Raw genomic sequence first — 24,595 nt, forward strand, 5'->3', positions numbered from 1 at the left:
GAACGAATGAACGTTCATTCTAAAAAAGCTGTTACAGAGCGTTTCACAGCCTGGAACAAAGGTTGTACCCGGGCGCCATTAGCGTCCCCTGCGGTACAACCTCCCGCCCGTCCACCTACAAAGGTATAGCTGGCTGACGGCCCGGCGTTTTACTCAGCGGGCTGCTGGGCCAGGGTCCGGGCCTGGCGGTCCAGCCACAGGGCCGCCTGGGTCCAGTAGGACTGGGGCAGCTGGCAGGGACGGCTGGCGGTCAGCGCCAGGGGCTCCAGGGTGGCAGCCTTTTCCTGGGCCCTGGCAAAAAGGCCACTGTTACTGCGGTAGACCACATAGTCCTGGCCCTTGTCCATGGGAGCATAGGTGGAGGAGCCAAATTCGGTGTCGACGAGAAAAGACAGGGTATCTAGCCATTGTGGCTGGACCCAGGTTTGGGGCGACAAGGCGTAGGCCTTGTGCGGTAAGTCATTGCTTTGCTGGATGTTACGATAACGCCCTTCCACCCTCTCCAGGCGGTATTGGGGTTCGAAGCCCATCAAGGTCAGCCAGTGAGGCCACTTGATAAAGCGGGCGTCCAGGCGCCAATCGTCCCCTTTGATGGGAAAGCTGCGCTCTTGGCATTGGTCGGTGGTGCGCAGGTGCAACTGATAATGCTGCTCGCCCAACTTGTCAAAACGCAGCCAGGCCACAGGGGCCTCGTCGGTGAGGCGTTCATAGGTGTGGTAGAGGGCGAAAAACAGCAGGCTGCTGACCAACAGGCCACTGAGCAGGGTAAGCAGGAAAAGGCGCCAGAGCCACTTCAACAAGGGAGTATCGTCCTTGGTATTGTCTGTCTGGCCCTTACCCTAACCCAAGCAGAGGCTTGGCGTCACCAAGGGGCATAAAAAACCCGGCCTGAGCCGGGTCTGTTGGCAAGGGGCTTGTTATTGCACAACCAGCTTGCCGTGCATGACCGCAAAGTGGCCGGGGAAGGAGCAGAAGAAGCTGTAATCGCCGCCTTTTTTCAGGCTGGCCATATCCAGGGTCACGGCGGTTTCCTCACCGCCGCCGATGATGGCGGTGTGGGCCAGTACCCTGGCGTCGCCCTCTGGCAGATAGTCCTTGTCCAGGCCCGCCTGGGCACCGGCCATGGCCAAGGCCTGGTAGTCGGCGCTCTGGCTCAGCACCCAGTTGTGGCCCATGGTGTTCTTGGGCAGTTTACCCACGTGCTTGAGAGTGACGGTGAAGCTCTTACAGCTGGCCGGTACCGTGATCTCCTTGACGTTAAACTGCATGGCGTCGTTACCTTCCACCACGGTGGCGCATTCGTCGGCCATCACAGCCGGGGTCCCCAGGGCCAGAAGCAGGCCAAAAATCGCTTTTTTCACAGTTAACCTCCGTTATCGATGTCATGCCCAGGCTGCCAGGGGCGCCGGGTCATTGCCATGTTATAGGTCAAAACTCGGTGTTAGGCCGGGCCTTAGGCCTCTGCCTGTTGGCAGGCAAAGGCCGAGGTGCCCCTTTAGGATACAAAAAGCCCCGCCGAAGCGGGGCTTTTATTTTCAATCGGTTAGCTCGCTTATGCAGCTTTACCGGCGGCCTTTTTCTCTTTCTTGACCAGATCCTTGTCGGCGGCCAGGTAGAGCGGGTCGAAGTCGTCGACGTTGATGGCGCGCAGGCGGCCTTGTTCGGCGCGGCGCAGAAGGGCGGCTTCGTCCTCGCCGATAAGGCCAAGGGCCAGGCCTTCGCTGGCCACTTCATCCAGACGCCAGAACAGGCGCTTGGGATCGGTGGCCTTGGCTATCTTGTTGAACAGCGGCTCCACAGCCAGAACGTCGTCCAGGGTCTGCTCCAGCATGCCCACAACGTTGTTGTCGACGCGGGTCAGGTACTGGCTTTGGCCCAGGCGGGTACGGACGTCGGAGGGCTGTTGCAGCAGGGTGGCCACTTTATAGTCCAGCTTGTCGCTGGGACGGCTGACCGGGCGGCCCCAAGGCAGGATAACCAGGCGCAGGAAGCCACCAACCCATTTGTTGGGGAAGTTGCGCAGCAGCTCGTCCAGGCTGTCTTGCAGCTTGGCCAGGGCGTCTTCCACGGCCCATTGCAGCAGCGGCAGATCTTCGCGGCGACGGCCTTCGTCGTTAAAGCGCTTGAGGGCGGCAGAAGCCAGATACAGTTGGCTCAGCAGGTCACCGAGGCGGGCAGAGACCCGCTCGCGGCGCTTGAGCTCGCCACCCAGCACGCCCATGGCCACGTCCGACAGCAGGGCCAGGTTGGCACTGAAGCGGTTCATCTGCTGGTAGTAACGTTTGGTCTGGTCCCTGAAGGGGCTGGCGCTGAAACGGGCACCGGTCAGGCCCAGCCACAGGGAGCGGAAGAAGTTGGACATGGCAAAGCCGATGTGACCAAACACGGCCTTGTCGAAGGCTACCAGAGCCTGCTTCTTGTCTTCGATGGCGGCGGCTTCCAGCTCGGCCAGCACGAAGGGATGGCAGCGGATGGCGCCCTGGCCGTAGATCATCATGGAGCGGGTCAGGATGTTGGCCCCTTCCACTGTGATGGCTACGGGAGCCCCCTGGTAACCACGGGCAACGTAGTTTTCCGGGCCCATGCAGATACCTTTGCCGCCGTGGATGTCCATGGCGTCAATGATGCCTTTTTGCATGCGGTCGGTGAGGTGGTACTTGACGATGGCGGTGATAACAGAGGGCTTTTCACCAAGATCCAGGCCGGTGGTGGTCAGTTCACAGGTGGCGCCCATCAGGTAGGCGCTGCCGCCCAGGCGGGCCAGGGGCTCTTGGATACCTTCCATCTTGCCGATGGGCAGGCGGAACTGGCGACGGACCCGGGCATAGGCGCCGGAGGCCAAAGCCAGGGACTTGATACCGCCTGTGGCGTTGGAGGGCAGGGTGATGCCACGGCCAACGGACAGACATTCCACCAGCATGCGCCAGCCTTGGCCGGCCATTTTCGGGCCACCGATGATGTAGTCGATGGGTACGAATACCTCGTTGCCGCGAGTCGGACCGTTTTGGAAGGGCACGTTCAGCGGGAAGTGGCGGCGGCCGGTTTCACAGCCGGGGGTGTTGGTGGGAATAAGGGCGCAAGTAATGCCCAGGTCTTCCTCACCGCCCAGCAGGCCGTCAGGGTCACGCAGTTTGAAGGCCAGGCCCAGCACTGTGGCCACCGGGGCCAGGGTGATGTAGCGCTTGTTCCAGGTGATTTTCATCCCCAGCACTTCTTTGCCTTCCCACTCGCCTTTGCAGACCACGCCAAAATCGGGAATGGCACCGGCGTCGGAGCCGGCTTCCGGGCTGGTCAGGGCAAAGCAGGGGATCTCCAGGCCTTTGGCCAGGCGGGGCAGGTAATGGTCTTTCTGCTCCTTGGTGCCGTAGTGCTGCAGCAGCTCACCCGGGCCCAGGGAGTTGGGTACGCCGACGGTGGAAGACAGCACCATGGACACGCCGGTCAGCTTTTGCAGGACCAGGGACTGGGCGTAGGCGGAGAATTCCAGGCCGCCGTACTCCTTCTTGATGATCATCGCGAAGAAGCCGTTGTCCTTGAGGTATTGCCACACTTCTGGGGCCAGATCGGCCCGTTCGTGGGTGGTCTCCCAGTCGGAGACCATGCGGCAGACTTCCTCGACGGGACCGTCGATAAAGGCTTGCTCTTCAGCAGACAGATGCGGTTTGGGGAAGGCGTGCAGCTTGTTCCAGTCGGGGTTGCCACGGAACAGCTCACCGTCCCACCAGGTGGTACCGGCTTCGATGGCTTCGCGCTCGGTGCTGGACATTTCCGGCATGATCTTGCGGTACAGCTTCAGGAAGGGACCGGAAATGTAGTTGTGGCGGATGCTGGTGATGTTCAGGGGCACCAGTACCAGCAGGGCGATCAGCCACAGCCAGATGGAGACGCCACCAAACAGGCTGCCGGCCAGCAAGGCCGCGAAGGTGGCGACGGTGAAGGTCATCAGGGAGGCCCGGTGGTAGGCGAGGGCCCAGGCACCACCGAGGACCACCAGGGTCCAGAATAAAGTCAACACGATTCCCTCCTTTACGGGGTTCTGTTTTCTAAGAGGTCAGACCTCTATGTTGTTGCCACTTTTTACTGGATACGGCGCAGTGAATCAAGAAGGATTTGTTCATTATGGCTGGTTATAATCGTCAACTTAACTGCCCATACAGGAAGTCGAAGATGGACTTGAAAGACATAGTACGCCAGCAACTGGTTGAAGCCGCCGACGTACTGGCCAAATTCAGCGCCGACCAGGCTCAGCTGAATGCCGTGGCCGATGCTGCCCACCTGCTGGCCGAACAGTTCAAGGCCGGCGGCAAGGTGATCTCCTGCGGTAACGGCGGCTCCCACTGCGATGCCATGCATTTTGCCGAAGAACTGACCGGGCGTTTTCGTGATAACAGGGCCGGTCTGCCGGCCATCGCCATTTCCGACCCCAGCCACCTGTCCTGTGTCGGCAACGACTACGGCTTTGATTATGTGTTCTCCCGTTACGTTGAAGCGGTGGGCCGGGAAGGGGACGTGCTCTTTGGTCTTTCCACCTCGGGCAACTCGGGCAACATCATCAAGGCGGTGGAAGCGGCCAAGGCCAAGGGCATGAAGGTGATCCTGCTGACCGGTAAAGACGGCGGCAAGCTGGCCGGTATGGCCGACGTGGAAGTGCGGGTGCCCCATTTTGGTTATGCCGACCGCATCCAAGAGATCCACATCAAGGTGATCCACTCCATCATACTGATGGTCGAACAGCTGATGGCGGACTAAAGACCGCCTCTTCACCAACCCGGCTTAGGCCGGGTTTTTTATTGGTTGATCCTGGCACTGGTCTGCGCTGTTGGTGTCGTCAATCCTTTTTACCTGTGACGTTAAGTTAGCCTTTTGGAAGTGAGCGCTAGGGTATGGCGAAGCCCGGTTGGGGCGGAAGTTGGCGGAAGTAAAGCTTCCTTGGCATTTTCATTTATTTAACATGTGTCTTTGCCTTGGATGTTGTATTATGCGCCTCCCTCTCTATTGCCATGACAACAAGGAAGTAAAAATGAAAAGGATATGGATGCTGTGCGCCGTGCTGTGGCTCAGCGGCTGTGCGACCGACCCGGCTTATAGCTGGCGTGCCTCCCAGGGACAAAAGCTGGAGCAGGTGTTGGTTTGGGTAGCCAGCCAGGACGGCAGCAACCGCAGCGCCCTTACCGCCGAGTTGACCGAGCGCCTCAAGGCCCAGGGGGTCAATGCCGTCGCCGGGGACCAGGCCTTGGAAGAATTGGTCAAAGGCGGCCGTGCCATGCCCTTGATGGCCGACTTGCGTTCACGCCACCTGTCCCATGTACTCCTGGTCAGCGAGCAGCGCCACAACGCCAATGGCCTGGCCCCGGAGCGTTTTGCGCCGCTGTGGGTGGTCTACCCTGCTTTGTACCGTGCCAGCGAAGAGCTGAGCCAAAGCAGCCAGAACCCGTTGGCCGGCTGGCAGATGAACCTCTATGACGTTGCCAGCAGCCGTATGGTCTGGGCAAGCCAGGTGGAACAGGGCACTGAAGGCCTGATGGCCCAGTTGGCCTACGCCAATCACCTCTAAGGGATATCCAGGGGGCCGGCAGGTCCCCTGTTACTTTCAGCTGCGGCTCTTGCTATCCTCGCTGTCGCCGACGTTTTCCAGGGATAGCCGCCATGTGTGAGTTGCTTGGCATGAGTGCCAATGTGCCGACCGACATCTGTTTTAGTTTTACCGGCCTTATCAAACGTGGAGGGGATACCGGGCCCCACAAAGACGGCTGGGGTATCACCTTCTACGAGGGCAAGGGTTGTCGGACCTTCAAAGACCCTGACGCTTCCCACTGCTCCCCCGTAGCCGGTTTTTTGCGCGACTATCCCATCAAGAGCTGCGCCGTGGTGTCCCATATCCGCCAGGCCAACAGGGGCAAGGTGGGGTTGGAGAACACCCATCCCTTTACCCGGGAGCTGTGGGGCCGCAACTGGACTTTTGCCCATAACGGCCAGCTAAGCGGCTACCAGGCCCTGGCCACCGGCACCAGTATTCCGGTGGGTCAAACCGACTCGGAACGGGCCTTTTGCCATCTGCTGCACCGCATTCGTACGCGCTTCCCCGAAGGACCCCCGGCCAAGCCACAGACCTTCTGGCGCTTTGTGGCCAAGGTGGCCGAGGAACTGAAGGCCTTGGGGGTCTTCAACATGCTGCTCACCGACGGCCGTTACCTGATGGCCTATTGCTCCACCAAACTGCAATGGCTGACCCGGCGCGCCCCTTTCGGTGCTGCCAAGCTTATCGACGAAGACATGGAAGTGGACTTTGGCGCCCTGACGACGCCCGATGACGTGGTAACGGTGATCGCCACCACTCCCTTGACCGAAGGGGAGCCCTGGGCCGCCATGGCGCCAGGGCAGTATGTGGTGTTTCGCTTGGGAGAGGTCTACCTCAAGGGGTAGTGGTGTCGGCTTTGGCGCGCTGGTAGTCGCTGATCACCAGCTCCATTTGTTCCACCCCGTCCTTGGCCTGCCAGAGGCGGACCAGGGTGTAGTCGAGGCTGGGAGCCAGCCAGAAGATGGTCTGGCGGCTGGAGCCTTCGCCCCTGTCTCGCTCCACCCTCAGGGTGTCCAGTTCGCCAAGAGGAGTGCTGATGCGCTCTTCACCCACCACCTCGAAACGGTATTCCTTTTCCTTGAGTTCCTTGACCACCCGGTAGTTGACCTTGTCCTTGCCGGCGGCCAAGTCCAGGGCCAGCTGCTGCTGGTAGGAGAGGGGGTCGAAAACGGTGCCTTGGACTTCGATGCCGGCGCCGCCGCTTTTGACGGTATTGCCGTCAAAATCCAACACATCGCTTTCATCCGGCCCAGTGCCGGAGCGGCTGTACTCGTAATGGCTAGCCAGGATCTGACCGTCTTCGACGGTAAAGGTGGAGGCTTCCTGGCGCTGGTCGGTGAAGATAAGCCAGCGCAGATCAGAGGCATTTTTCAGTTCGTAGTGGTCCCCAACCCAGCTGAGGCTGCGGGTGCCGACGCCAAGGGCTTTGCCTTTGCGCAGGATCTTATAGGTGGCGTCGTAGGTGGCGGGAGATGAAGCGGCAAAAACCGGCAGCGAGGTTATCGCTGCCAGTGTCAAAGAGATCAGTGTGTTGCGTAACCGCATGGCGGTAAAACCTGTCCGTCAAGCCAGGCCTTACCTTCGCCCATTTGCAATCTGCCGTCAACGAACCAGCCACAGACCATGGGATAAAGGACATGTTCTTTGAGGTGAACCTTGTGGGCCAGGCTGTCGGCGTTGTCGCTGCTGTCGACGGCCACCTTGGCCTGGGCGATGACAGGGCCACCGTCCAGCTCGGCGGTGACGAAATGCACCGATACGCCATGCTCGTTGTCACCTGCGTCAAGGGCCCGCTGGTGGGTGTTGAGGCCCTTGTACTTGGGCAGCAGCGACGGGTGAATGTTGAGCAACCTGCCTTCGAAGGCGCCCACAAACACCGGGGTCAGGATGCGCATAAAGCCGGCCAGTACCACCAGGTCGGCGCCAAAGTCGTTGACCGCCGCCACCAGGGCGGCGTCGTAACTTTCCCGGTCGGCAAAGCCTTTGTGGCTCAGTACCTGGGTGGCAATACCGGCCGTGGCGGCGCGGGTCAGGCCGTAGGCATCGGCCTTGTTGGAAATGACCCCCACCACCTGGCCGTTAAGGCGGCCCTCGCCGCAGGCATCGATGATCGCCTGCAGGTTCGAGCCGCTACCGGATATCAGGACGACAATACGTTTCAATGGATCTCTACCGCTTTGTCGCCGTCGGCGCGCTTGGCGATGGTACCGATGTGCCAGGGTTTTTCACCTTGCTCGGTCAGCACCGCCAGGGCTTCTTCCAACTGGGAGTGCGGTACCACCAGCACCAGGCCGACGCCGCAGTTGAAGGTGCGGTACATCTCTTCGCGGGTGACGTTGCCTTCGGCTTGCAGCCAGTTGAAGATGGCCGGCCATTGCCAGGAGGCTTCGTTGACCACGGCCTTGGCGTCGGCGGGCAGGACTCGGGGGATGTTCTCCCAGAAGCCGCCACCTGTGATGTGGGACAGGGCCTTGACCCGGACCTTGCGGAACAGCTCCAGCACCGGCTTGACGTAGATACGGGTGGGTTCCAGCAGCAGGTCAGCCAGGGGTTTGCCGTCGACTATGGTGTCGGCCTTGGCACCGGCCACTTCGACAATCTTGCGTACCAGGGAATAGCCGTTGGAATGGGGGCCGGAAGAGGGCAGGGCGATCAGAGCATCCCCTTCGTCCACCCCGGAACCGTCGATGATCTTGGACTTTTCCACCACACCGACACAGAAGCCGGCCAGGTCGTAGTCGTCCCCTTCGTACATGCCGGGCATCTCAGCGGTTTCACCGCCGATCAGGGCGCAGCCGGACTGCTCACAGCCGTTACCGATACCGGCAACCACCTGGGCGGCCACATCCACGTCCAGCTTGCCGGTGGCGTAGTAGTCGAGGAAGAACAGGGGCTCGGCACCCTGAACGATGAGGTCGTTCACGCACATGGCCACCAGGTCGATACCGACGCCGTCGTGGCGGTTCCAGTCCAGAGCCAAGCGCAGCTTGGTGCCGACACCATCGGTGCCTGCCACCAGTACCGGCTCCTGGTAGCCGCTGGGGATCTGGCACAGGGCGCCAAAACCACCCAAGCCTCCCATCACTTCAGGGCGGCTGGTGCGGCGAGCCACCCCTTTGATCCGTTCTACCAGGGCGTTACCTGCATCAATGTCTACACCGGCGTCTTTGTAGGACAGTGACGTGCGTTTTTCGCTCATCGTCTTCCTCTAGGGCATGTTAGGGGATTTTTGGGCGGGCGTATTGTAGCTGGGCCGAGTTCAAGTTGAAACGTTTTCCTCGCGGCTTTTTCCGTTGTCGAGCCTGGGGCTGGCGGGTAAAATTAGGGGATTTTGTGCCAGTTATAAGGAAGCGCCATGAAGATCTGTGAAGTCAAACATCCCCTGGTCCAACACAAGCTGGGCCTGATGCGTGAAGCTGACGTCAGCACCAAGCGTTTCCGGGAACTGGCCGCCGAAGTGGGCAGCCTGCTCACTTATGAGGCGACCAAGGATTTTGAGTTGGAAACCGTGACCATCGAAGGTTGGAACGGCCCGGTGGAAGTACAGCAGCTCAAGGGCAAGAAAGTGACAGTGGTTCCCATCCTGCGTGCCGGCCTCGGCATGATGGACGGCGTACTTGAGCACATTCCTTCTGCCCGGGTGTCGGTGGTGGGCATGTACCGCAACGAAGAAACCCTGGAGCCGGTTCCCTACTTTGAAAAACTCTGTGGTGATCTGGAAGAGCGGGTGGCCCTGGTGATCGACCCCATGCTGGCTACCGGTGGCTCCATGGTCGCCACCATCGACCTCCTAAAAAAGCGCGGCTGCAAGCACATCAAGGTACTGGTGCTGGTGGCGGCCCCCGAGGGCGTCAAGGCCTTGGAAGCGGCCCACCCCGACGTTGACCTCTATACCGCCTCCGTCGACCAATGCCTTAACGAGCAGGGCTATATCATTCCCGGCCTGGGCGACGCCGGCGACAAGATCTTCGGTACCAAGTGATCACCAAACCCGGCATTGGCCGGGTTTTTGTTAGCCAAGAGACAACAAGAATATGACCCCGGATCCTTTCCACATCAATGACCCTGTCAAGCGTGCCCTGGTGGGTGGGCAGATGCTGTTTGTGGCCTTCGGCGCCCTGGTGCTGATGCCGCTGCTGACCGGGCTCGACCCCAATGTGGCTTTTTTCACCGCCGGCCTTGGCACCCTGGTATTCCAGCTGGTGACCAAACGCCAGGTACCGGTGTTCCTGGCCTCCAGTTTTGCCTTTATCTCCCCTGTTATCCTGGGCACCCAACAGTTTGGCCTGCCCGCCACCCTGGGGGGCCTGGCTGCCTGCGGCCTGGTTTATGTGGCCCTGTCGGCCTTTATCAGGGTGCGGGGTGTGGGCTTTATCGAGCGGGTGCTGCCCCCTGTGGTGGTGGGCCCCATCATCATCGTTATCGGCCTGTCCCTGGCCCATGTGGGTGTCAACATGGCCATGGGCAAGGCCGGCGATGGCAGTGCCCAACTGGTGCCCGCCGACAAGGCGCTGATGGTGTCCATGTTGTCTCTGACGACCACGCTGGTGGTGGCGACCTTTGCCCGTGGCATTTTCAAGCTGATCCCCATACTGGCCGGCATAGTGGTGGGATACGCCCTGTCTTTGGCCCTGGGCCTGGTGTCTTTTGACAAGGTGGCCGCCGCTCCTTGGCTGGCCCTGCCTCAATTCACCATGCCGGAGTTTCGCTGGGAGGCGATCCTTTGGATGTTGCCGGTGGCCATAGCACCGGCCATAGAGCATGTCGGCGACGTGCTGGCCATCGGCACGGTCACCGGTAAGGATTATGTGAAAAAGCCCGGCCTGCACCGCACCATGCTGGGAGATGGCCTGGCCACCACCCTGGCGGCCTGCTTCGGTGGCCCGCCCAACACCACCTATTCGGAGGTGACCGGCGCCGTGACCCTGACCAAGAGCTTTGACCCGCGCATCATGACCTGGGCCGCCGTCTTTGCGGTAGTGCTGGCCTTTGTGGGCAAGCTGGGGGCGGCGCTGCAGTCCATTCCTTCCGTGGTGATGGGCGGCATCATGGTGCTGCTGTTCGGCTCCATCGCCGCCGTGGGCATCAATACCCTGATCCGCGCCCGGGTCGACCTGGGGCAGCCCCGCAACCTGGTGATCACCTCAGTGGTGTTGGTATTCGGTGTGGGTGGCATGGTGGTGGGGCTGGGCTCCTTCACCCTGCAAGGCATCAGTTTGTGCGCTCTGGTGGCCATTTTGCTGAACCTGGTGTTACCCAAGGAACAAGCTGCATCTTGAGTCAGGGGGGCGGCCCCCCTATGATCGGGGGATGCCGCTTCGGAGAACGTCATGAAAGCCTATCTTTTTGTTTGCCTGGCTCTTTTTTGTACCCAGGTACTGGCAGTGCCGGTCAATGACCTGTACCGCAGTCAGGTCGTGGTCACCAGCCAGACCGACAGTGCCCGCAACGACGCCATCAAGGCCGCCATGGCCCAGACCCTGGTGCGGATCACCGGATCCAGCGATGCCGCCAGTGCGCCGGCCCTGGCCGACCTGCTTAAGGACCCCAGTCCTTTCCTGCTTTCTTACCGCTATGAGCAGGAAAAAGGCGAGCTGGTACTCTATGCCGCCTTCGACCAGCGCCCCCTGGAGCAAGCCGTCTGGCAACGGGGCTGGCCGGTTTGGGGCAGTGACAGACCCACCACCTTGCTGTGGATAGCCGCCGAGCAGGGTGGCCAGCGTGACCTGGTCAGCGACGCCTCCAGCCCGCTGTTGGCCAAGGCCCTGGCCGAGGAAGGCAAAGTGCGGGGGCTGCCGGTGCTGCTGCCCTTGTGGGATCTGGACGATAAGCTCAAGCTCGACGTGCTGGATGTCTGGGGCCGCTTTCGCGAGCCGGTCAGCGACGCCTCCAGCCGTTACAAGGCCGAGCAGTTCGTGATTGCCAAGGCCAGCCAAGACGGTGCCGGCTTCAGGGTGAGCTGGCAACTGGAAGGGGCCTTGCCTGCCAGCGGCGACAGCCGTGGCGACAGCCTGGAACTGGCCTTGAAGGCCATGGTGGACGACATGGCCGACCGCCTGGCCCAGAGCCTGGCGGTCAAAGGCCAACTGTCGGCCCAGCTGACCCAGCTGACCCTGGTGGGGGTGGGCCGAGCTGCGGATTACCTGCAGGCCCTGGACGAGCTTAAAGCCCTGGCTCAGGTGGCCGATGCCAATGTGGACTCGGTATCGGGTTCGCAGGTGGTATTCAGCCTGCAGCTGCGTGGCGACGAAGAACAGCTGCGCCAGGCTTTGACCCTGTCCCGCCATTTTGAGGTGGGGCCGGATGGCCAGTATCATTTTGTCAGTCGATGAGCGGCCTGGGGCCGCTCTGCATTATTAAGTAACAGGAAACCAGTCTTCTATGCAGTTGCCCCTGGCGGTTCAACTTCCTGACGACGAAACCTTTGTCAGTTTCTACCCAGGCGACAATGCCCAAGTGGTGGCGGCAGTAAAAAATGCCGCCCGTGCCGAAGGCAAAAGGGTGCTCTATCTGTGGGGGAAAGGTAAAAGCGGCCGCAGCCACCTGCTGCATGCCGCCTGCGCCCTGGCCGCCGAGCGCGGTGCCGCCGCCGCCTACCTGCCCCTGAAAGCCAGGGAACAGATGGCCCCGGCCATGCTTGAAGGCATGGAAAAACTGGCCCTGGTCTGCATCGATGATGTGGGGGCCATAGCCGGTGACGATGCCTGGGAACGCCAGGTGTTTGACCTTTACAACAGAGTCTTGGAAACCCGCGACGGGGCTCACCTGGTGATCACCGCCGAGGCGCCGCCCCAGCAGTTGGGGCTGGCCCTGCCGGATCTGGTGTCGCGCCTGGACTGGGGGGTGACCTACCAGCTCCATCCCCTGGACGATGAAGGCAAACTAGCGGCCCTGCAATTGCGGGCGGGATTACGGGGTTTTACCCTGCCGGACGATGTGGGCCGCTTTGTGCTCAACCGCCTGTCCCGGGATATGCGTTCCCTGTTTGAAGCCCTGGACGCTCTGGACAAGGCCTCCATTGCCGCCCAGCGTAAGCTGACCATTCCTTTCGTCAAGCAGGCCTTGGACCTGTAACTCATCGCCATAAAAAAGCCCGCATCGTGCGGGCTTTTTTTGTTACTGCGATTTGGGCAGGGGCGGCATGACGCTGCGCCGCTGGTTGCTGGGTAAGGGGGCGCTGCGGGGCGCCTCGGCCAGGCTTTGAGCGCTGACACTGAAGGCGGCGGCACCGGCGCAGTTGGCCGGATCCAGGTTGTCCACCCAACCCTTGCCGGCACAGAACTCCAGTGGTGTCAGGGTGTTGAGCATGGCCTGGGCCTGGCTGTAGGCGTCGGGTAAGACCCCTTGTACGGCAGTCAGGGCCCTTGAACGCACTTGGCTGACGGCGATGCGGTTACGTTGGCCCCTGTCGACGATGTAATCGTTGGCGGAGCTGGGATTGCTGGGCAGGCTGGTGACCGCTACGTCTCTGTCGATGCCATAGCGCAGCTTCATCATGGTCTCTTCAAACAACATGGCCAGATCCTCACGGGTGCTGGCGTAGTTGTAAAAGTCGTTGGCCCGGTCGGGGAAGAAAAAGCCCGATACATCGCCCGGTTGATAGGCCCTTTGGGCGGCTGACGCCGTTTCCCCGAAGAAACTGACCTGGGCTAGCTCGGCCATTTCAGCTGACAGCAAGGGTGATGTCGTGCTGAGCTGGGTAGACAGCACAGGAGAAGCCAATGCCGCGTCAACGAAGATGCTGTTGCCGTTCAAGCCCAAGGCCAGTTTGGTCTGAGACATAAAGTCGTTGGCGTGGGTCAGCTCATGGTAGAGCAGGGAGCCAAGATCTGCCTCCAGCTCGGCCAGGGTGCGGCTTTGGCGGGCCTGGGGATCGGTGCTGGAGAAGGCATAGTCGTTGTCCTTGACGTAGCGCCAGGGCACCAGGAATTGCAGTTCGGAACCAAAGCCGGCGCGAAAATCGGGCTGCTCGTTGATCATGTCCCGCTCGGCCGGGGTCAGCCAGAGACTGTCTGGGTCCAGGTAGATGGCACCGGTCAAGGCCCAGTAAAAGGACGGCCTGATGTCATGGGCGATGACGATGGCGGTAGTGGCCCGCAGCAGATGCTTGAAGTCGCTGTTGGGATCCAGGCTGGTCAGGAAAGTCTTGAAACGCTCCCCCATCCAGTCGTGGGACACCAGCACCCTGTCCATGATCTGGTTGACGGTGGGCTCCTGGTTGTTCAGGCCTATGGGTGGCAGGTTGTTGATGGTGCAAAGATCGCTGTCGTCCAACTGGTTGGAATAAACACAGTCGGCCAGGCGGCTGGCATAGGGGCTGCTGCCCTGGTAGGCGTAGACCCGGGTCCTGGGGGTTGAGGTAGCGCAGCTTTCCCCGTCTTCGGCGCAAAAGTAGGGGCTGGTGACCTCTGGCCTGTCCTGTACCGCCACATAGACCCTGTCTTTGAGGGTGCCCACATTGGTCTCGACACTGCCCTCAAAGACCATGACGGCGTCGCTGCTGACCTTGGGTGCGGTCACGAACAGCACCGGAGAGCTCTGGCTGGTCTGTAAGCTGGCGCTGGGGCCAGACAACTGGCGGAACGACCAGCCCGACACGCTACTGATGCCGGTGGCGTTGAGGCGCAGTGAAAACTCGGCCCCTTCGCTGACCGAGCGGTCCAGCCGCATCTGGGCCTTGGCAGCGGTGTCGCTGCTGACATCCAGGCTGAAGTCTTTACTCAGGGTGTTGCCGTTGGTCAGGGTGGCGGTAAAGCTGAAACGGTAGTTACCGGCCTCGACGGCGTCAAAGCCTACGCCTGTAGTCTTGTCGGCCAGCAGTGGCACAGTGGGGCCGGCGGTCTGGGTCCACTGAAAGCTTCGGTAACTGCCGGCCGGTAATGTGGCCACTATGCCGACGGCGTCGCCGGTTTGGGCGCTGCTGTCACCGGTCAGGGTCAACTCTGTGGTGGGGGGAATAGGGTTGCTGATATCGTCAGAGCCGCTGCTGCCGCCGCAGGCAGCGAGCACAGCGCTGGCAAGGACCAGCGCCAACAGGCGTGGGGTGGTGGGAACCGTCATAACATCCTCTGTCTCGTTTTTCGAATGTTAATGAGGTTGGTTTTTTTTGAGTCCTAAATCAAGCTCTTTGCCACGCCAACGGGCGTAAAAGACACCGCCGGTTAACATCATTAAGGTAAATATCAGCTCCACGGCGGCCAGCCAGCGCTCGGCCGGGCTAACCCAGAGCAGGGTCAGGCTGTGGGTAAGGTAAAGCAACACCAGAAAGTTGGCCCAGGCGTAGGTGTAGGGGTTGCCCTTAAGTATGCCCTTCAAGGGCAACAGCAAGGGCAAAAACCACAATGCCAGCAGGAAGCCGGCACTGAGTTGCGGATGGGGGGCCAGCCACAACCGCCACAGCGGTACCCAACAAAGCAGCCCCAAATAACCGGCCAGGGCCAGATAGCGCATGCGCTGGGTGTGGGGCTGGGCCGGTTTCATGCAAGGGCCTTGGTCATCTTGCCCAGGCGCCGGCCCATGGCCAGGCACAGGGCCTTTTCATCGTTGGTGATGGCGCCGGCCTCGGCCCAGTGGCTGGGGCCATAGGGAGTGCCACCGCTTTGGGTGTGATGCAGGGCAGGCTCGGTATAGGGCAGGCCCAGTACCATCATGCCGTGATGCAACAAGGGCACCATCATCGCCAGCAAGGTGCTTTCGTGGCCACCGTGCAGGCTGCCGGCCGAGGTAAAGACACAGGCCGGTTTGTCCACCAGGCTGCCGGCCAGCCATTCGCTGGCGGTGTCGTCCCAGAAGGCCTTCATGGGGGCGGCCATGCCGCCAAAGCGGGTAGGGCTGCCAAGGGCCAGGGCCGAGGCGCTGTGTAGCTCCTCCCTACTGACCTTGGGATCTTCGCCGCCGTCCTCGACGGTGCGCAGCCAGCTCTCCACCCCGGTCTCTTCGATGCCCCTGGCAATCAGGCGCGCCATCTGGCGGGTTGCCCCTGTCTTGCTGTAATAGAGCACCAAGGCCGCTGTCATAGGATCTCCAGTACCTGCTCGGGGGGGCGGCCAAGGCGGGCCTTGTCACCGTTCACCAAAATAGGGCGCTCGATGAGCTTGGGGTGCTCAGCCATGGCCTTGATAAGGGCGGCTTGGTCCTCTTCCTGGGCCAGGCCCAGTTCTTTGTAGAGGTCTTCTTTGGTGCGCATCAGCTGGCGAGCAGAGTCGAACCCTAGCTTTACCAGCAGCCCATTGATGGTTGCCTCAGAAGGGGCCTGTTCCAGGTAGAGCACCACCTCGGGGGAAAGGCCCCTTGCTTCCAACAAGGCCAGGGTTTCGCGGGACTTGGAACACCTTGGATTGTGATACAGCTGCATAACGCCTCCTTCTAGCTTGAGCCGCCATTGTAGCGGCCCAGCCAGTGCTGCCAACCCTTTTAGCGCAGGGCCTCGAACTTGGCCTTCTGGCTTTTCACCTGGGCGATACGGCCCTCGATGCGCCTTTGCTCTATGGCGTTGCTGCCGTAAGCCTGGTAGGCGCGGTTGAAGTGGTTGATAGCCCGGTCGAAGGCGCCCCGGTAGGCCAGCTGCTCGGCCTGCCAGAATTCCCGGGCACCGGTGTCTTTCACCTGGGCCTGGGCTTTTACCATCATGTCCATGGCCAAGGGGTCTTCCTGGTGGCGGTAAAGATAGGGTTCGAGCACCTTGATGGCCTCATCGCCTTTTTCGGCGTAGATCCAGGCGTTGGCCAGGTTCAGGGCCACCACCGGGCTGTTGGGGCGAATACCGGCCTCTGGCGCCAGGAAGCGGGCTGCTTCTTCGGCCCGTTTCAGGCCGATAAGGGCATCCACCTTCAGCACTTTGTAGTAGAGGTTTTCCGGCGACTTTTTGATCAGCCGTTCGGCGATGTCCAGGGCTTGCTGGTTTTCGTCCTGCTGCAAGGCCACCAGGCCCAGGCCGTAATGAACTGCATCTTCAAACACATATTGTTTGTGGCGCAGTTCGCTCTCCAAACGGCCTTTAACCTTGGCCGGCTCGTCACCATAGTTGGCGCGGATCAGCATTTTGGTGAGCTGGAACTCCAGGGATGGCTGGCTTATCAGCGGCGGGTATTGCATGGCCCGGTTACGGGCTTCGGCAACCCGGGACTCGGACAAGGGGTGGGACAGCAAAAATTCCGGGGGCTTGGACACGAAACGGTACTGGGCCACCATTTTTTCAAAGAAACTGGCCATGCCAGACGGGTCGAAACCGGCCGTGTAGAGGGTACGAAAGCCTACCCGGTCCGCTTCCTGTTCGTTCTGGCGAGTGTAGTTGGTGCTAAATTGCTGGTTGGCGGCGATAGAGGCCTGCAGGCCGGCCATGCCCGCCTCCGGGTTGGCGATGCCCACCAGGATGGACCCGACGATACCGGCTATGGTCAGGGGTAGGTTCTTCTGGTTCTGCTCCAGTTTACGGGCCAGGTGGCGCTGGGTGACGTGGGCGATTTCGTGAGCCAGCACCGACGCCAATTCGTCCTCGCTTGCCGCCTGGCGGATGATGCCGGTGTAAAGGGCCACATGGCCGCCGAAGTAGGCGAAGGCGTTCAGTTCGTTAACCCGTAACACCATGAAGTCAAAAGGATAATTGACGTTATCCGCATGGGACACCAGCTTGTGCCCCAGGGCCTGGACATACTCGGTCACCAAGGGGTCCAGCACCATGGGGGCCTGGCTGCGCAACTGATAGGTGTAAAGCTCCCCCAGGGACTCTTCCTTCTCCAGGCTCAGTACCGACAGGCCGGCGGTGCCGATTTGCGGCAGGTCGCTGGCGGCGGGAGCAGGGAGGGGCATGGCGAGGCCAAGGCTGAGCAGTGTGGCAATAAATCCTTTAACTTTCATTCATGTGACTCGCTGTGGCGGGCCTAGACAACATAACAACTGGACCACCAAAAGTCCTGTTTGTTTCCGCTCTTTTGTCCCCCATAATGAGAAGCCCGAGCAAACCGGAGCTGACATGCAGCACGACTTGCGCCGCTACCGCTGTCCCATGGCCCTGGTCCAGGCCAAGATTGCCATAGGCCGCTGGCCGGGAGATGCCCCCCTGGTGCTGCTGTTGGCCGAAAAGGCCAGTACCGAAGATCTGTGCCGCTGGCTTTGTGCCCAGGGCCAGCCTTTCGAGCGCCACGACAGTCCCGGATTTTTTCAGGTTTGCCTCACCCCCAGGGTGCCAGACTCGGCGCCTTCGCAACATGCTCAGGAGATGCAGTGAAAGCATTGGTGTTCGATTGGTTCCGCCGCCGTTTTTCCGACCCTAACGCCATTACCCTCTTTTTACTGCTGGTGTTCGGCATCCTGGCCATCTATGCCCTGGGTAATGTCATGGCCCCCTTGCTGGTGGCCCTGGTGCTGGCCTATCTGCTGGAGTGGCCGGTACAGAAACTGCTGGGATTGAAGCTGTCCCGTACCTGGTCGACAGTGCTGGTGATGGTGCTTTTCATCGGCCTGACCCTGGTGGCGATGCTGTTCCTGGTGCCTACCCTTTGGACCCAGACTTCCAACCTGGTCAAGGAATTGCCGACCATGCTCGACCATGTGCGCCACTTTGTTCTGGAGCTGCCCAGCCGCTACCCCAGCCTGGTGCAGCCCGAGCAGATCCAAACCCTGGTGGACGAGTCCCAGAAAACCCTGATCAACTGGGCCCAGGCCGCCCTGGGGGCGACGGTAGCGTCCCTTGGTAACGTGGTGTCCATCATGATTTACCTGATCTTGGTGCCGCTGTTGATGTTCTTCCTCCTTAAGGATAAAGACAGCCTGCTGGCCGGGTTTGACCGCTTCTTGCCCCGCAACCGCAAGCTGGCTCAGCAGGTCTGGCATGAGATGAACGTGCAGATCGTCAACTACATCAGGGGCAAGGTGCTGGAGATCTTGATTGTCGGCATCGCCAGCTACATCACTTTTGCCATCTTCGGGCTGCGCTACTCGGCGCTGTTGGGACTGGCGGTGGGTTTGTCGGTACTGGTGCCCTACATCGGCGCCGTGGTGGTGACCATACCCGTTGCCCTGGTGGCGGCCGTGCAGTGGGGTTTCGATAGCACCTTTATCTACCTGATGGTGGCCTACGGGGTGATCCAGGCCCTGGACGGCAATGTGCTGGTGCCCATCCTCTTTTCCGAAGCGGTGAACCTGCACCCTATCTTCATTATCTTGGCGGTGCTGTTTTTCGGTGGGATCTGGGGATTTTGGGGGGTGTTCTTTGCCATACCCCTGGCGACCTTGGTCAAGGCTGTGGTCAACGCCTGGCCCATGCCCCCCGAGCCAGAGGCCCTGCCCGAGGCGAAGTGAAAAAACGGCTCCCAAGGGAGCCGTTTTTTATCAGGCCGGTAGGCGTAGGGTGGCCAACTGATCCGCCATGGCCTGCTGCTGGCGGCTAATAAGGCCGGTCAGCTGCTCCAGTTCCAGCAGTGCCTCGGCGATACGCTCCTGGCGGCTGCGGATATGGGCGGCGCCACGGGCCATTTCCTGGGTTACCTGGCGCTGCTGGGTGGTGGCGCTGGCCACCTGAGCCATGTGTCCAGAGCTGTGGTCCAGGGCCTGCAGGCTGGCAGCGATTTGTTCCGCAACCTTGGCTGCGGCAGCTTCACTGCCTTGCGCTGCCGACCGGCAATGGCCCATGGCGGCCACGGCCTCACTGACCCTTTGCTGCAGGCTCTTGATAAGATTGGTTATCTCGCCGGTGGACTGCTGGGTTTGAGCGGCCAGGCTGCGCACCTCGTCCGCCACTACCGCAAAGCCCCGGCCGGCGTCCCCGGCCCTGGCCGCTTCGATAGCGGCGTTCAGGGCCAGCAGGTTGGTCTTGTCCGCCACTTCGGCTATCACGTCCACCACCTTGTTGATGGCGGCGCTGGCCAGGTTGACCTCGTCCATAAAGCCGGCCGTGGTGCCCAACTGGCGGCCCATGTCCTGGCTGGCCCGGGCGGCCTGATCGGTGGCCAGTGAGGCCTGTTGTTGCTGTGCAAGGGCCTGGCCGACCTGGGCCTGGGCCTGGTCAGCGCTGTCGGCGATATGGCTGGCGGAGGCGGCCATTTGCTCAATGGCGGCGGCCAGCTCCTGCAGGGCCTGGCTGATGGCTTTGCTCTGGCTGTTGATGTCCTGTTCCTTTTGCACCAACTGGCCATTGAGCCGGCCCAGGTCATCTTTCTCGGTGACCAGGGCTTTGGCCATGGCGCCAAGGGCGCCGAGCATCTGGGCAAAGCCCCTGAGGGCTGGGGTTAGGGGCGCCACCTGGATATCCAGGTTGATGCTGCCTTTGTCCAGACTCATGGCCTGGCTGGCCTCGGTCAGCACGTCCCCTTGCAGGTTTTCCTGGCGCGATTGCAGAGCCATCAGCACCAGCACCGCCGTTTCCACCACCACGTAAGCGGCGTGCAGGCCCACTGTCTGCCAGTGGTTGGCCATATGGTTGAACAGCCAGACCGGGTAACCTTGGTGTTGCAGGTAGCAAAACAACAGATGGTGTACGGCAATGACCGCCGCCCCTGTCAGCAGGGTGGGAATTTGGCGGTAGACGGTGAGCAGTGCCAGGGTCACGAAGACCCCGAAGTGGAGCTCGATAAGGCCGTGGGCCAGATGGATCTGCAGGGCCACCATGGCCATCTGCAAGGCGGCCATCAGCGGGCCGGAGATGGGCAACTGGCCCAGGGCCAGGCGCACGAAGGCGGCCATGGCCAACAACGGCAGGCCAAAAGCCAGGGCCTGGCCCCATTGGCCATGCCAACTGGCCAGGTAAAGGCAGAACAAAAAGTAAAAGGCCATCACGCCCAGCATCAGGCGGTTGGCATTATGCAGTCGGGCAGATTCCAAAGGGGAAACAGCAGGCATTCCAGGGCACCTTCGAATTCGGGGGAGCGGATTCTACCCCCGAAAGAAGGTCATGGATCAGCCGAACTGCACTGTTCTTGACCTATTTCAAGTCAAAGGGCTTTTTCCATGGTCCAGTTCACCAGGATTTTACCCCGCCGTTGCACCTGGTTTTCAGAGGTCACCGAAAAGCCTTGCTTGGCAAAGAAGGGTTTGGCCAGTTTGGACGCGTCCACCGTCAGCTGTGTCAGCCCCTGCTCCCTGGCCCTGTGTTCCAGTTGCCGGTAAAGGGCCTGGGCCACCCCTTGGCGCTGAAAGTCCGGGTGGGTAAAGGCAAGGCCGATAAGGCCGGAAGGTTCCAGGGTCATAAAGCCGGTCAGGGTCCCGTCCTGCTCCGCCACCAGGGGCTGCAATAGGTCCAATTTCTGGCGCCAAAGGCCGTAATCGATGGGGTAGGGGGCCCAGGCGTCCAACTGAGCCTGGTTATAGGGCCCCAGGGCCGAGCGGTGCACGCTGGCGTAGAAAAGCTCGGCCAGGGGGCGGGCGTCGCGGCTCTGGTAAGGCCTGATGATCAGTGACATCGGTAAAAGTCCGCCACCGCCTTGAGCAAGCGGGCCACGTCGTCCCCGCTGATACCCAGGTGGGTTACCAGCCTGATGGGTTTGCCGGCGCTGATAAGGATGCCGCGCTCCAGCAAGTACTGCTTAAGCTCCTGCTCCCGGCCCAGTTGGCACTGGGCGTAGAGGATATTGGTGGGGGTGGCGGTTACCTTGAGGGCGCCAATCTCCCCAAGGCCCTGGGCCAGTTGGCCGGCATGGTCGTGGTCTTCTTGCAGCCTTGAGGGCATGGTGTCCAGGGCGATATGGGCCGCAGCGGCGATGATGCCAGCCTGGCGCATGGCGCCACCCAACATCTTGCGAAGGCGCCTGGCCCTGTCGATAAAGTCCCGGTCACCCATCAGCAGCGAACCCACCGGCGCTCCCAGGCCTTTGGACAGGCAGATGCTGACCGAGTGGTAATGGCGGGTAATGTCCTTGATGTCCACCCCCAGGGCCACGGCGGCGTTAAAGGCCCTGGCCCCGTCCAGGTGCAGCTTGAGGCCCTTTTCCTGGCAGAGGGCGGCGGCCTGCTGCTGGTAGTCCAGGCTCAGCACCTTGCCGCCTATGGTGTTCTCCAGGGACAACAGCCTGGTGCGGGCGAAGTGAAAGTCGTCGGCCTTGATGGCGGCCGCCACCTTGGCCAGATCCAGGCTGCCGTCCGCTTCGTTGTCGATGGGTTGGGGCTGGATGCTGCCCAGCACGGCGGCGCCGCCGGCTTCGTATTTGTAGTTGTGAGCCTGCTGGCCGCACAGGTATTCGTCGCCGCGCTGGCAATGGCTCATCAGCGCCAACAGGTTGGCCTGGGTGCCGGAGCTGGTAAAAAGACCGGCTGCAAACCCCAGCTTGTTGCAGGCAAAGGCTTCCAGGGCATTGACGGTGGGGTCGTCCCCGTAAACGTCGTCACCCACTGCTGCCTGGGCCATGGCGGCACGCATTTCATCTGTGGGCTGGGTGACGGTGTCACTGCGAAAATCGATCATAAAAGCCTTCCTGGGGTTGTTTGGCTTGGTTATATCGCAAGGCCGGCCGGGATGCACGGGCGATTCTTGCAATTTGTTCATAGCCTTGTTTCGGCGCCAAGCGTCGCCGAGGCTGGCCGGACCGTGTATCCTGACGGCACTTTTCTCGCCGTATCGAGGTGTTATGTTCGGCTGGTTTGAAAGACGATTGGAGCCCTTGCCCAAGGACGAACCCCAGGTGCCGCCCCGCACCCTGGTGGCCTTTTGCCTGCACTACACCAAGGGCGCTTGGCGCTATCTGTTGCTGGCGGCACTGATGATGGCCCTGGTGGCCATTACTGAGGTCTGGCTATTCGGCTTTATGGGCAACATTGTCGACTGGCTGTCGGGTATGAGCCGCGACACCTTTATCGAGGAGCAGGGCCCAGTGCTGGTGGCCATGGCCTTGGTGGTGCTGGTGGCGCTGCCGGCCTTTGTGGGCCTGCATTCGCTGATCAACTTCCAGACCCTTATCGGCAACTTCCCCATGCGCATTCGCTGGCAGGTTCACCGTTACCTGCTCAAGCAGTCCATGGCCTTCTACCAGGACGAGTTTGCCGGCCGGGTGGCCACCAAGATGATGCAGACCGCCCTGGCGGTGCGCGAATGCGTGATGAAGCTGATGGACGTACTGAACTACGTGGCCGTCTATTTCATCGGTACCCTGGTGATCGTCGGCGCCGCCGACTGGCGCCTGGTGATCCCCCTGGCCCTGTGGCTGGGCTGCTACATGCTGATGCTGCGCTTTTTCGTGCCGCGTCTGGCCAAGGTGTCGGCGGTCCAGGCCGACGCCCGTTCGGTGATGACAGGGCGCATCGTCGACAGCTACACCAATATCCAGACCGTCAAGTTGTTCTCCCACGCCCGCCGCGAGGCCGATTACGCCGAAGAAGGGATGCGCGGCTTTATGAACACCGTCTACGCCCAGATGCGGCTGGTGACCAAGCTCAACGTCAGCCTCTATGTGCTCAACGCCCTGCTGCTGTTCTCGGTGGCGGCCCTGGCTCTGTGGCTGTGGCTGGAAGCGTCCATTTCCGTTGGCGCCGTGGCGGTGGCCCTGGGCCTGGTGCTGCGTCTGTGGGGCATGTCCCAGTGGATCATGTGGGAAGTGTCGGCGCTCTTTGAAAACATCGGCACGGTGCAGGACGGTATCGGCTCCATTTCGGTGCCAAGGCTGGTGGAAGACAAGGCCGATGCCGAGCCTCTGGACGTCAGTCAGGGCGGTATCCAGTTCCAGGACATCCGTTTTCACTATGGTAAGGAAAGCGGCGTCATCGACCATTTGAGCCTTAACATCCAGCCTGGTGAAAAGGTGGGCCTGGTGGGGCGCTCCGGGGCCGGCAAGTCCACCCTGGTCAACCTCTTGCTGCGTTTTTATGACCTGGAAGGGGGCAAAATCTGCATCGACGGCCAGGACATTGCCGCCGTCACCCAGGACAGCCTGCGGGCCCAGATCGGCATGGTCACCCAGGACACCTCGCTGCTGCATCGCTCGGTGCGGGACAACATCCTCTATGGTCGCCCCGACGCCGACGAGGCCATGATGCGGGAAGCGGCCAACAAGGCCGAGGCGGACGGCTTTATTGAAGAGTTGTCCGACGCCAAGGGCCGCAGCGGCTTTGACGCCCATGTGGGCGAGCGGGGGGTCAAGCTGTCCGGTGGCCAGCGCCAGCGTATCGCCATCGCCCGGGTGATGCTCAAGGACGCCCCCATCCTGATCCTCGACGAGGCCACCTCGGCCCTGGACTCGGAAGTGGAAGCGGCCATCCAGGAAAATCTCTATCGCCTGATGGCCGGTAAGACGGTGATCGCCATAGCCCACCGCCTGTCCACCATTGCCGCCATGGACAAACTGGTGGTGATGGACAAGGGCGCCATAGTGGAGGTGGGCAGCCACGACGAGCTGCTGGCCAAGGGGGGCATTTACGCCCAGCTCTGGCAGCGCCAGTCCGGCGGCTTCCTCGGCGACGAGGACGAACTGGCAAGGGCATGAAAAAAGCGGGCATCAGCCCGCTTTTTTTAGGCGCCCATCAGGGCGGTTTTCAGGCTCTGCATCAGGGCCGTGCCCCCTTCGGACTGCACATAATTTAGCAGCGGCGGCAGGAACTGTTGGACCATGCCCGGTTCCATGCCCAAGGACTCAAAGGCGCTGCCCAAGGCGTCCAGGCTGGGGTTGCCGTCGCCGCCATCACCGCCCAGCAGGGCGTCGGCTTTGCCCAAGAGTCCGCCCTGGCTGCCGGTGGACTGAGCTGCATTTTCCCCAAGGTCCGGGGCGGCGGCCAGCAGTTGGTCGAGGCTTGGGAACAGCTCGGCCAACTTGCCAAAGTCGTTGCCGCTCATGTTGTCCTTGGCCATGGCCAGCAGGGCCCCGGTGCCGCCTTGGGCCTGGTCCTGGCTGACCCCAAGGGTGGATACCAGGGTGTCCATCAGGCCGCCTTCGGTTTGCGGCTGGGTTTGGCTTTTAATAGCGCTGCCCAGTTTGCCAAGGTCGATGGCCTGGGACGGAAGGGCGGTAACGGCCAGGGCGGTGGCGATAAGCAGGGTCTTCATCTGTGCTCCTTGGAATGTGCTTTATGCTGTTGTCCGCCGACTGTCTTGAACAGCAG

At 61.3% G+C, this 24,595-nt stretch carries 25 protein-coding genes; 10 read left to right on the forward strand and 15 right to left on the reverse strand.

Going from position 1 to position 24,595, the window contains the following annotated elements:
• Nucleotides 1-149 precede the first annotated feature (149 nt).
• From B3C1_RS04635 to fadE, 3 genes are all read right to left on the reverse strand, one after another.
• A complete protein-coding gene (locus tag B3C1_RS04635) occupies nt 150-800 on the reverse strand; it encodes a hypothetical protein (protein ID WP_008483241.1) in 651 nt (216 codons plus the stop codon).
• 117 nt (nt 801-917) lie between these two features.
• A complete protein-coding gene (gene azu / locus B3C1_RS04640) occupies nt 918-1,361 on the reverse strand; it encodes an azurin (protein ID WP_008483242.1) in 444 nt (147 codons plus the stop codon).
• A 191-nt stretch (nt 1,362-1,552) separates the two neighbouring features.
• On the reverse strand, nt 1,553-4,018 hold the full coding sequence (fadE, locus tag B3C1_RS04645) for an acyl-CoA dehydrogenase FadE (protein ID WP_336391104.1): 2,466 nt from the start codon (nt 4,016-4,018) through the stop codon (nt 1,553-1,555).
• A gap of 149 nt (nt 4,019-4,167) precedes the next feature.
• Between fadE and lpcA the strand changes: the two genes are divergently transcribed.
• The 3 genes from lpcA (at nt 4,168) to B3C1_RS04660 (ending at nt 6,423) form a co-directional block, all read left to right on the forward strand.
• Entirely contained in the window at nt 4,168-4,749 is a 582-nt protein-coding gene (lpcA, locus tag B3C1_RS04650; protein ID WP_008483244.1) for a D-sedoheptulose 7-phosphate isomerase, read from the forward strand.
• A gap of 271 nt (nt 4,750-5,020) precedes the next feature.
• A complete protein-coding gene (locus B3C1_RS04655) occupies nt 5,021-5,554 on the forward strand; it encodes a hypothetical protein (protein WP_035481173.1) in 534 nt (177 codons plus the stop codon).
• 92 nt (nt 5,555-5,646) lie between these two features.
• A complete protein-coding gene (locus B3C1_RS04660) occupies nt 5,647-6,423 on the forward strand; it encodes a class II glutamine amidotransferase (protein ID WP_008483247.1) in 777 nt (258 codons plus the stop codon).
• Here B3C1_RS04660 and B3C1_RS04665 read toward each other — a convergent pair.
• Genes B3C1_RS04665 through purM form a run of 3 tightly spaced genes read right to left on the reverse strand, consistent with a single transcriptional unit; the run spans nt 6,413 to nt 8,777 of the window.
• Nucleotides 6,413-7,123 (reverse strand): DUF3108 domain-containing protein, encoded by a 711-nt coding sequence (locus tag B3C1_RS04665; protein WP_008483248.1) that lies wholly within the window; start codon nt 7,121-7,123, stop codon nt 6,413-6,415. The two genes, B3C1_RS04660 and B3C1_RS04665, sit on opposite strands and share 11 nt — an antisense overlap.
• Nucleotides 7,102-7,740 (reverse strand): phosphoribosylglycinamide formyltransferase, encoded by a 639-nt coding sequence (gene purN / locus B3C1_RS04670; protein WP_008483249.1) that lies wholly within the window; start codon nt 7,738-7,740, stop codon nt 7,102-7,104. Before purN ends, B3C1_RS04665 begins: the two co-directional genes overlap by 22 nt.
• Nucleotides 7,737-8,777 carry a phosphoribosylformylglycinamidine cyclo-ligase gene (gene purM, locus B3C1_RS04675; RefSeq protein WP_008483250.1) on the reverse strand — a complete coding sequence of 347 codons (1,041 nt, stop codon included), beginning with the start codon at nt 8,775-8,777 and terminating at the stop codon, nt 7,737-7,739. Before purM ends, purN begins: the two co-directional genes overlap by 4 nt.
• Before the next feature lie 156 nt (nt 8,778-8,933).
• On the opposite strand from purM, the gene upp reads away from it, so the two are divergent.
• The 4 genes from upp to hda are packed head-to-tail and all read left to right on the forward strand — an operon-like array spanning nt 8,934 to nt 12,652.
• Nucleotides 8,934-9,560: a uracil phosphoribosyltransferase gene (gene upp, locus B3C1_RS04680; RefSeq protein ID WP_008483252.1), complete on the forward strand. Its 627-nt coding sequence runs from the start codon at nt 8,934-8,936 to the stop codon at nt 9,558-9,560.
• A gap of 52 nt (nt 9,561-9,612) precedes the next feature.
• Nucleotides 9,613-10,857 (forward strand): uracil-xanthine permease family protein, encoded by a 1,245-nt coding sequence (locus tag B3C1_RS04685; RefSeq protein WP_008483253.1) that lies wholly within the window; start codon nt 9,613-9,615, stop codon nt 10,855-10,857.
• 51 nt (nt 10,858-10,908) lie between these two features.
• Nucleotides 10,909-11,910, forward strand: coding sequence for a DUF2066 domain-containing protein (locus B3C1_RS04690; protein ID WP_008483254.1), 1,002 nt, complete (start codon nt 10,909-10,911; stop codon nt 11,908-11,910).
• Nucleotides 11,911-11,959: 49 nt separating this feature from the next.
• Nucleotides 11,960-12,652: a DnaA inactivator Hda gene (gene hda / locus B3C1_RS04695; protein ID WP_008483255.1), complete on the forward strand. Its 693-nt coding sequence runs from the start codon at nt 11,960-11,962 to the stop codon at nt 12,650-12,652.
• A 42-nt stretch (nt 12,653-12,694) separates the two neighbouring features.
• Here hda and B3C1_RS04700 read toward each other — a convergent pair whose 3' ends face one another.
• Genes B3C1_RS04700 through B3C1_RS04720 form a run of 5 tightly spaced genes read right to left on the reverse strand, consistent with a single transcriptional unit; the run spans nt 12,695 to nt 17,434 of the window.
• Nucleotides 12,695-14,638 carry a hypothetical protein gene (locus B3C1_RS04700; RefSeq protein ID WP_008483256.1) on the reverse strand — a complete coding sequence of 648 codons (1,944 nt, stop codon included), beginning with the start codon at nt 14,636-14,638 and terminating at the stop codon, nt 12,695-12,697.
• Between the two features lie 27 nt (nt 14,639-14,665).
• The gene (locus B3C1_RS04705) at nt 14,666-15,058 is read right to left on the reverse strand and encodes a DUF2069 domain-containing protein (protein ID WP_008483257.1); all 393 of its coding nucleotides are present in this window, start codon (nt 15,056-15,058) and stop codon (nt 14,666-14,668) included.
• Complete coding sequence (locus B3C1_RS04710) at nt 15,055-15,594, reverse strand: flavodoxin family protein (RefSeq protein ID WP_008483260.1); 540 nt, start codon at nt 15,592-15,594, stop codon at nt 15,055-15,057. Before B3C1_RS04710 ends, B3C1_RS04705 begins: the two co-directional genes overlap by 4 nt.
• Nucleotides 15,591-15,932, reverse strand: a complete 342-nt coding sequence (gene arsC / locus B3C1_RS04715; RefSeq protein ID WP_008483261.1) for an arsenate reductase (glutaredoxin) — start codon at nt 15,930-15,932, stop codon at nt 15,591-15,593. The genes B3C1_RS04710 and arsC overlap by 4 nt, the downstream gene beginning before the upstream one ends.
• Before the next feature lie 59 nt (nt 15,933-15,991).
• The gene (locus tag B3C1_RS04720) at nt 15,992-17,434 is read right to left on the reverse strand and encodes a beta-barrel assembly-enhancing protease (RefSeq protein WP_008483262.1); all 1,443 of its coding nucleotides are present in this window, start codon (nt 17,432-17,434) and stop codon (nt 15,992-15,994) included.
• A 115-nt stretch (nt 17,435-17,549) separates the two neighbouring features.
• On the opposite strand from B3C1_RS04720, the gene B3C1_RS04725 reads away from it, so the two are divergent.
• Nucleotides 17,550-17,804 (forward strand): sulfurtransferase TusA family protein, encoded by a 255-nt coding sequence (locus B3C1_RS04725; protein WP_008483263.1) that lies wholly within the window; start codon nt 17,550-17,552, stop codon nt 17,802-17,804.
• Nucleotides 17,801-18,877, forward strand: a complete 1,077-nt coding sequence (locus B3C1_RS04730; RefSeq protein ID WP_008483264.1) for an AI-2E family transporter — start codon at nt 17,801-17,803, stop codon at nt 18,875-18,877. Before B3C1_RS04725 ends, B3C1_RS04730 begins: the two co-directional genes overlap by 4 nt.
• Before the next feature lie 30 nt (nt 18,878-18,907).
• On the opposite strand, the gene B3C1_RS04735 is transcribed toward B3C1_RS04730, so the two are convergent.
• The 3 genes from B3C1_RS04735 to ltaE form a co-directional block, all read right to left on the reverse strand.
• A complete protein-coding gene (locus B3C1_RS04735; RefSeq protein WP_008483266.1) occupies nt 18,908-20,413 on the reverse strand; it encodes a methyl-accepting chemotaxis protein in 1,506 nt (501 codons plus the stop codon).
• 92 nt (nt 20,414-20,505) lie between these two features.
• Entirely contained in the window at nt 20,506-20,973 is a 468-nt protein-coding gene (locus B3C1_RS04740; protein ID WP_008483268.1) for a GNAT family N-acetyltransferase, read from the reverse strand.
• Nucleotides 20,964-21,971 (reverse strand): low-specificity L-threonine aldolase, encoded by a 1,008-nt coding sequence (gene ltaE / locus B3C1_RS04745; protein WP_008483270.1) that lies wholly within the window; start codon nt 21,969-21,971, stop codon nt 20,964-20,966. Before ltaE ends, B3C1_RS04740 begins: the two co-directional genes overlap by 10 nt.
• Before the next feature lie 163 nt (nt 21,972-22,134).
• On the opposite strand from ltaE, the gene B3C1_RS04750 reads away from it, so the two are divergent.
• Nucleotides 22,135-23,982: an ABC transporter ATP-binding protein gene (locus tag B3C1_RS04750; RefSeq protein WP_035481178.1), complete on the forward strand. Its 1,848-nt coding sequence runs from the start codon at nt 22,135-22,137 to the stop codon at nt 23,980-23,982.
• Nucleotides 23,983-24,008: 26 nt separating this feature from the next.
• Here B3C1_RS04750 and B3C1_RS04755 read toward each other — a convergent pair whose 3' ends face one another.
• Entirely contained in the window at nt 24,009-24,539 is a 531-nt protein-coding gene (locus tag B3C1_RS04755) for a DUF2780 domain-containing protein (RefSeq protein ID WP_008483272.1), read from the reverse strand.
• Between the last annotated feature and the right edge of the window lie 56 nt (nt 24,540-24,595).

Origin of the sequence: Gallaecimonas xiamenensis 3-C-1 (assembly GCF_000299915.1) — a bacterium.
Classification (GTDB): domain Bacteria; phylum Pseudomonadota; class Gammaproteobacteria; order Enterobacterales; family Gallaecimonadaceae; genus Gallaecimonas; species Gallaecimonas xiamenensis.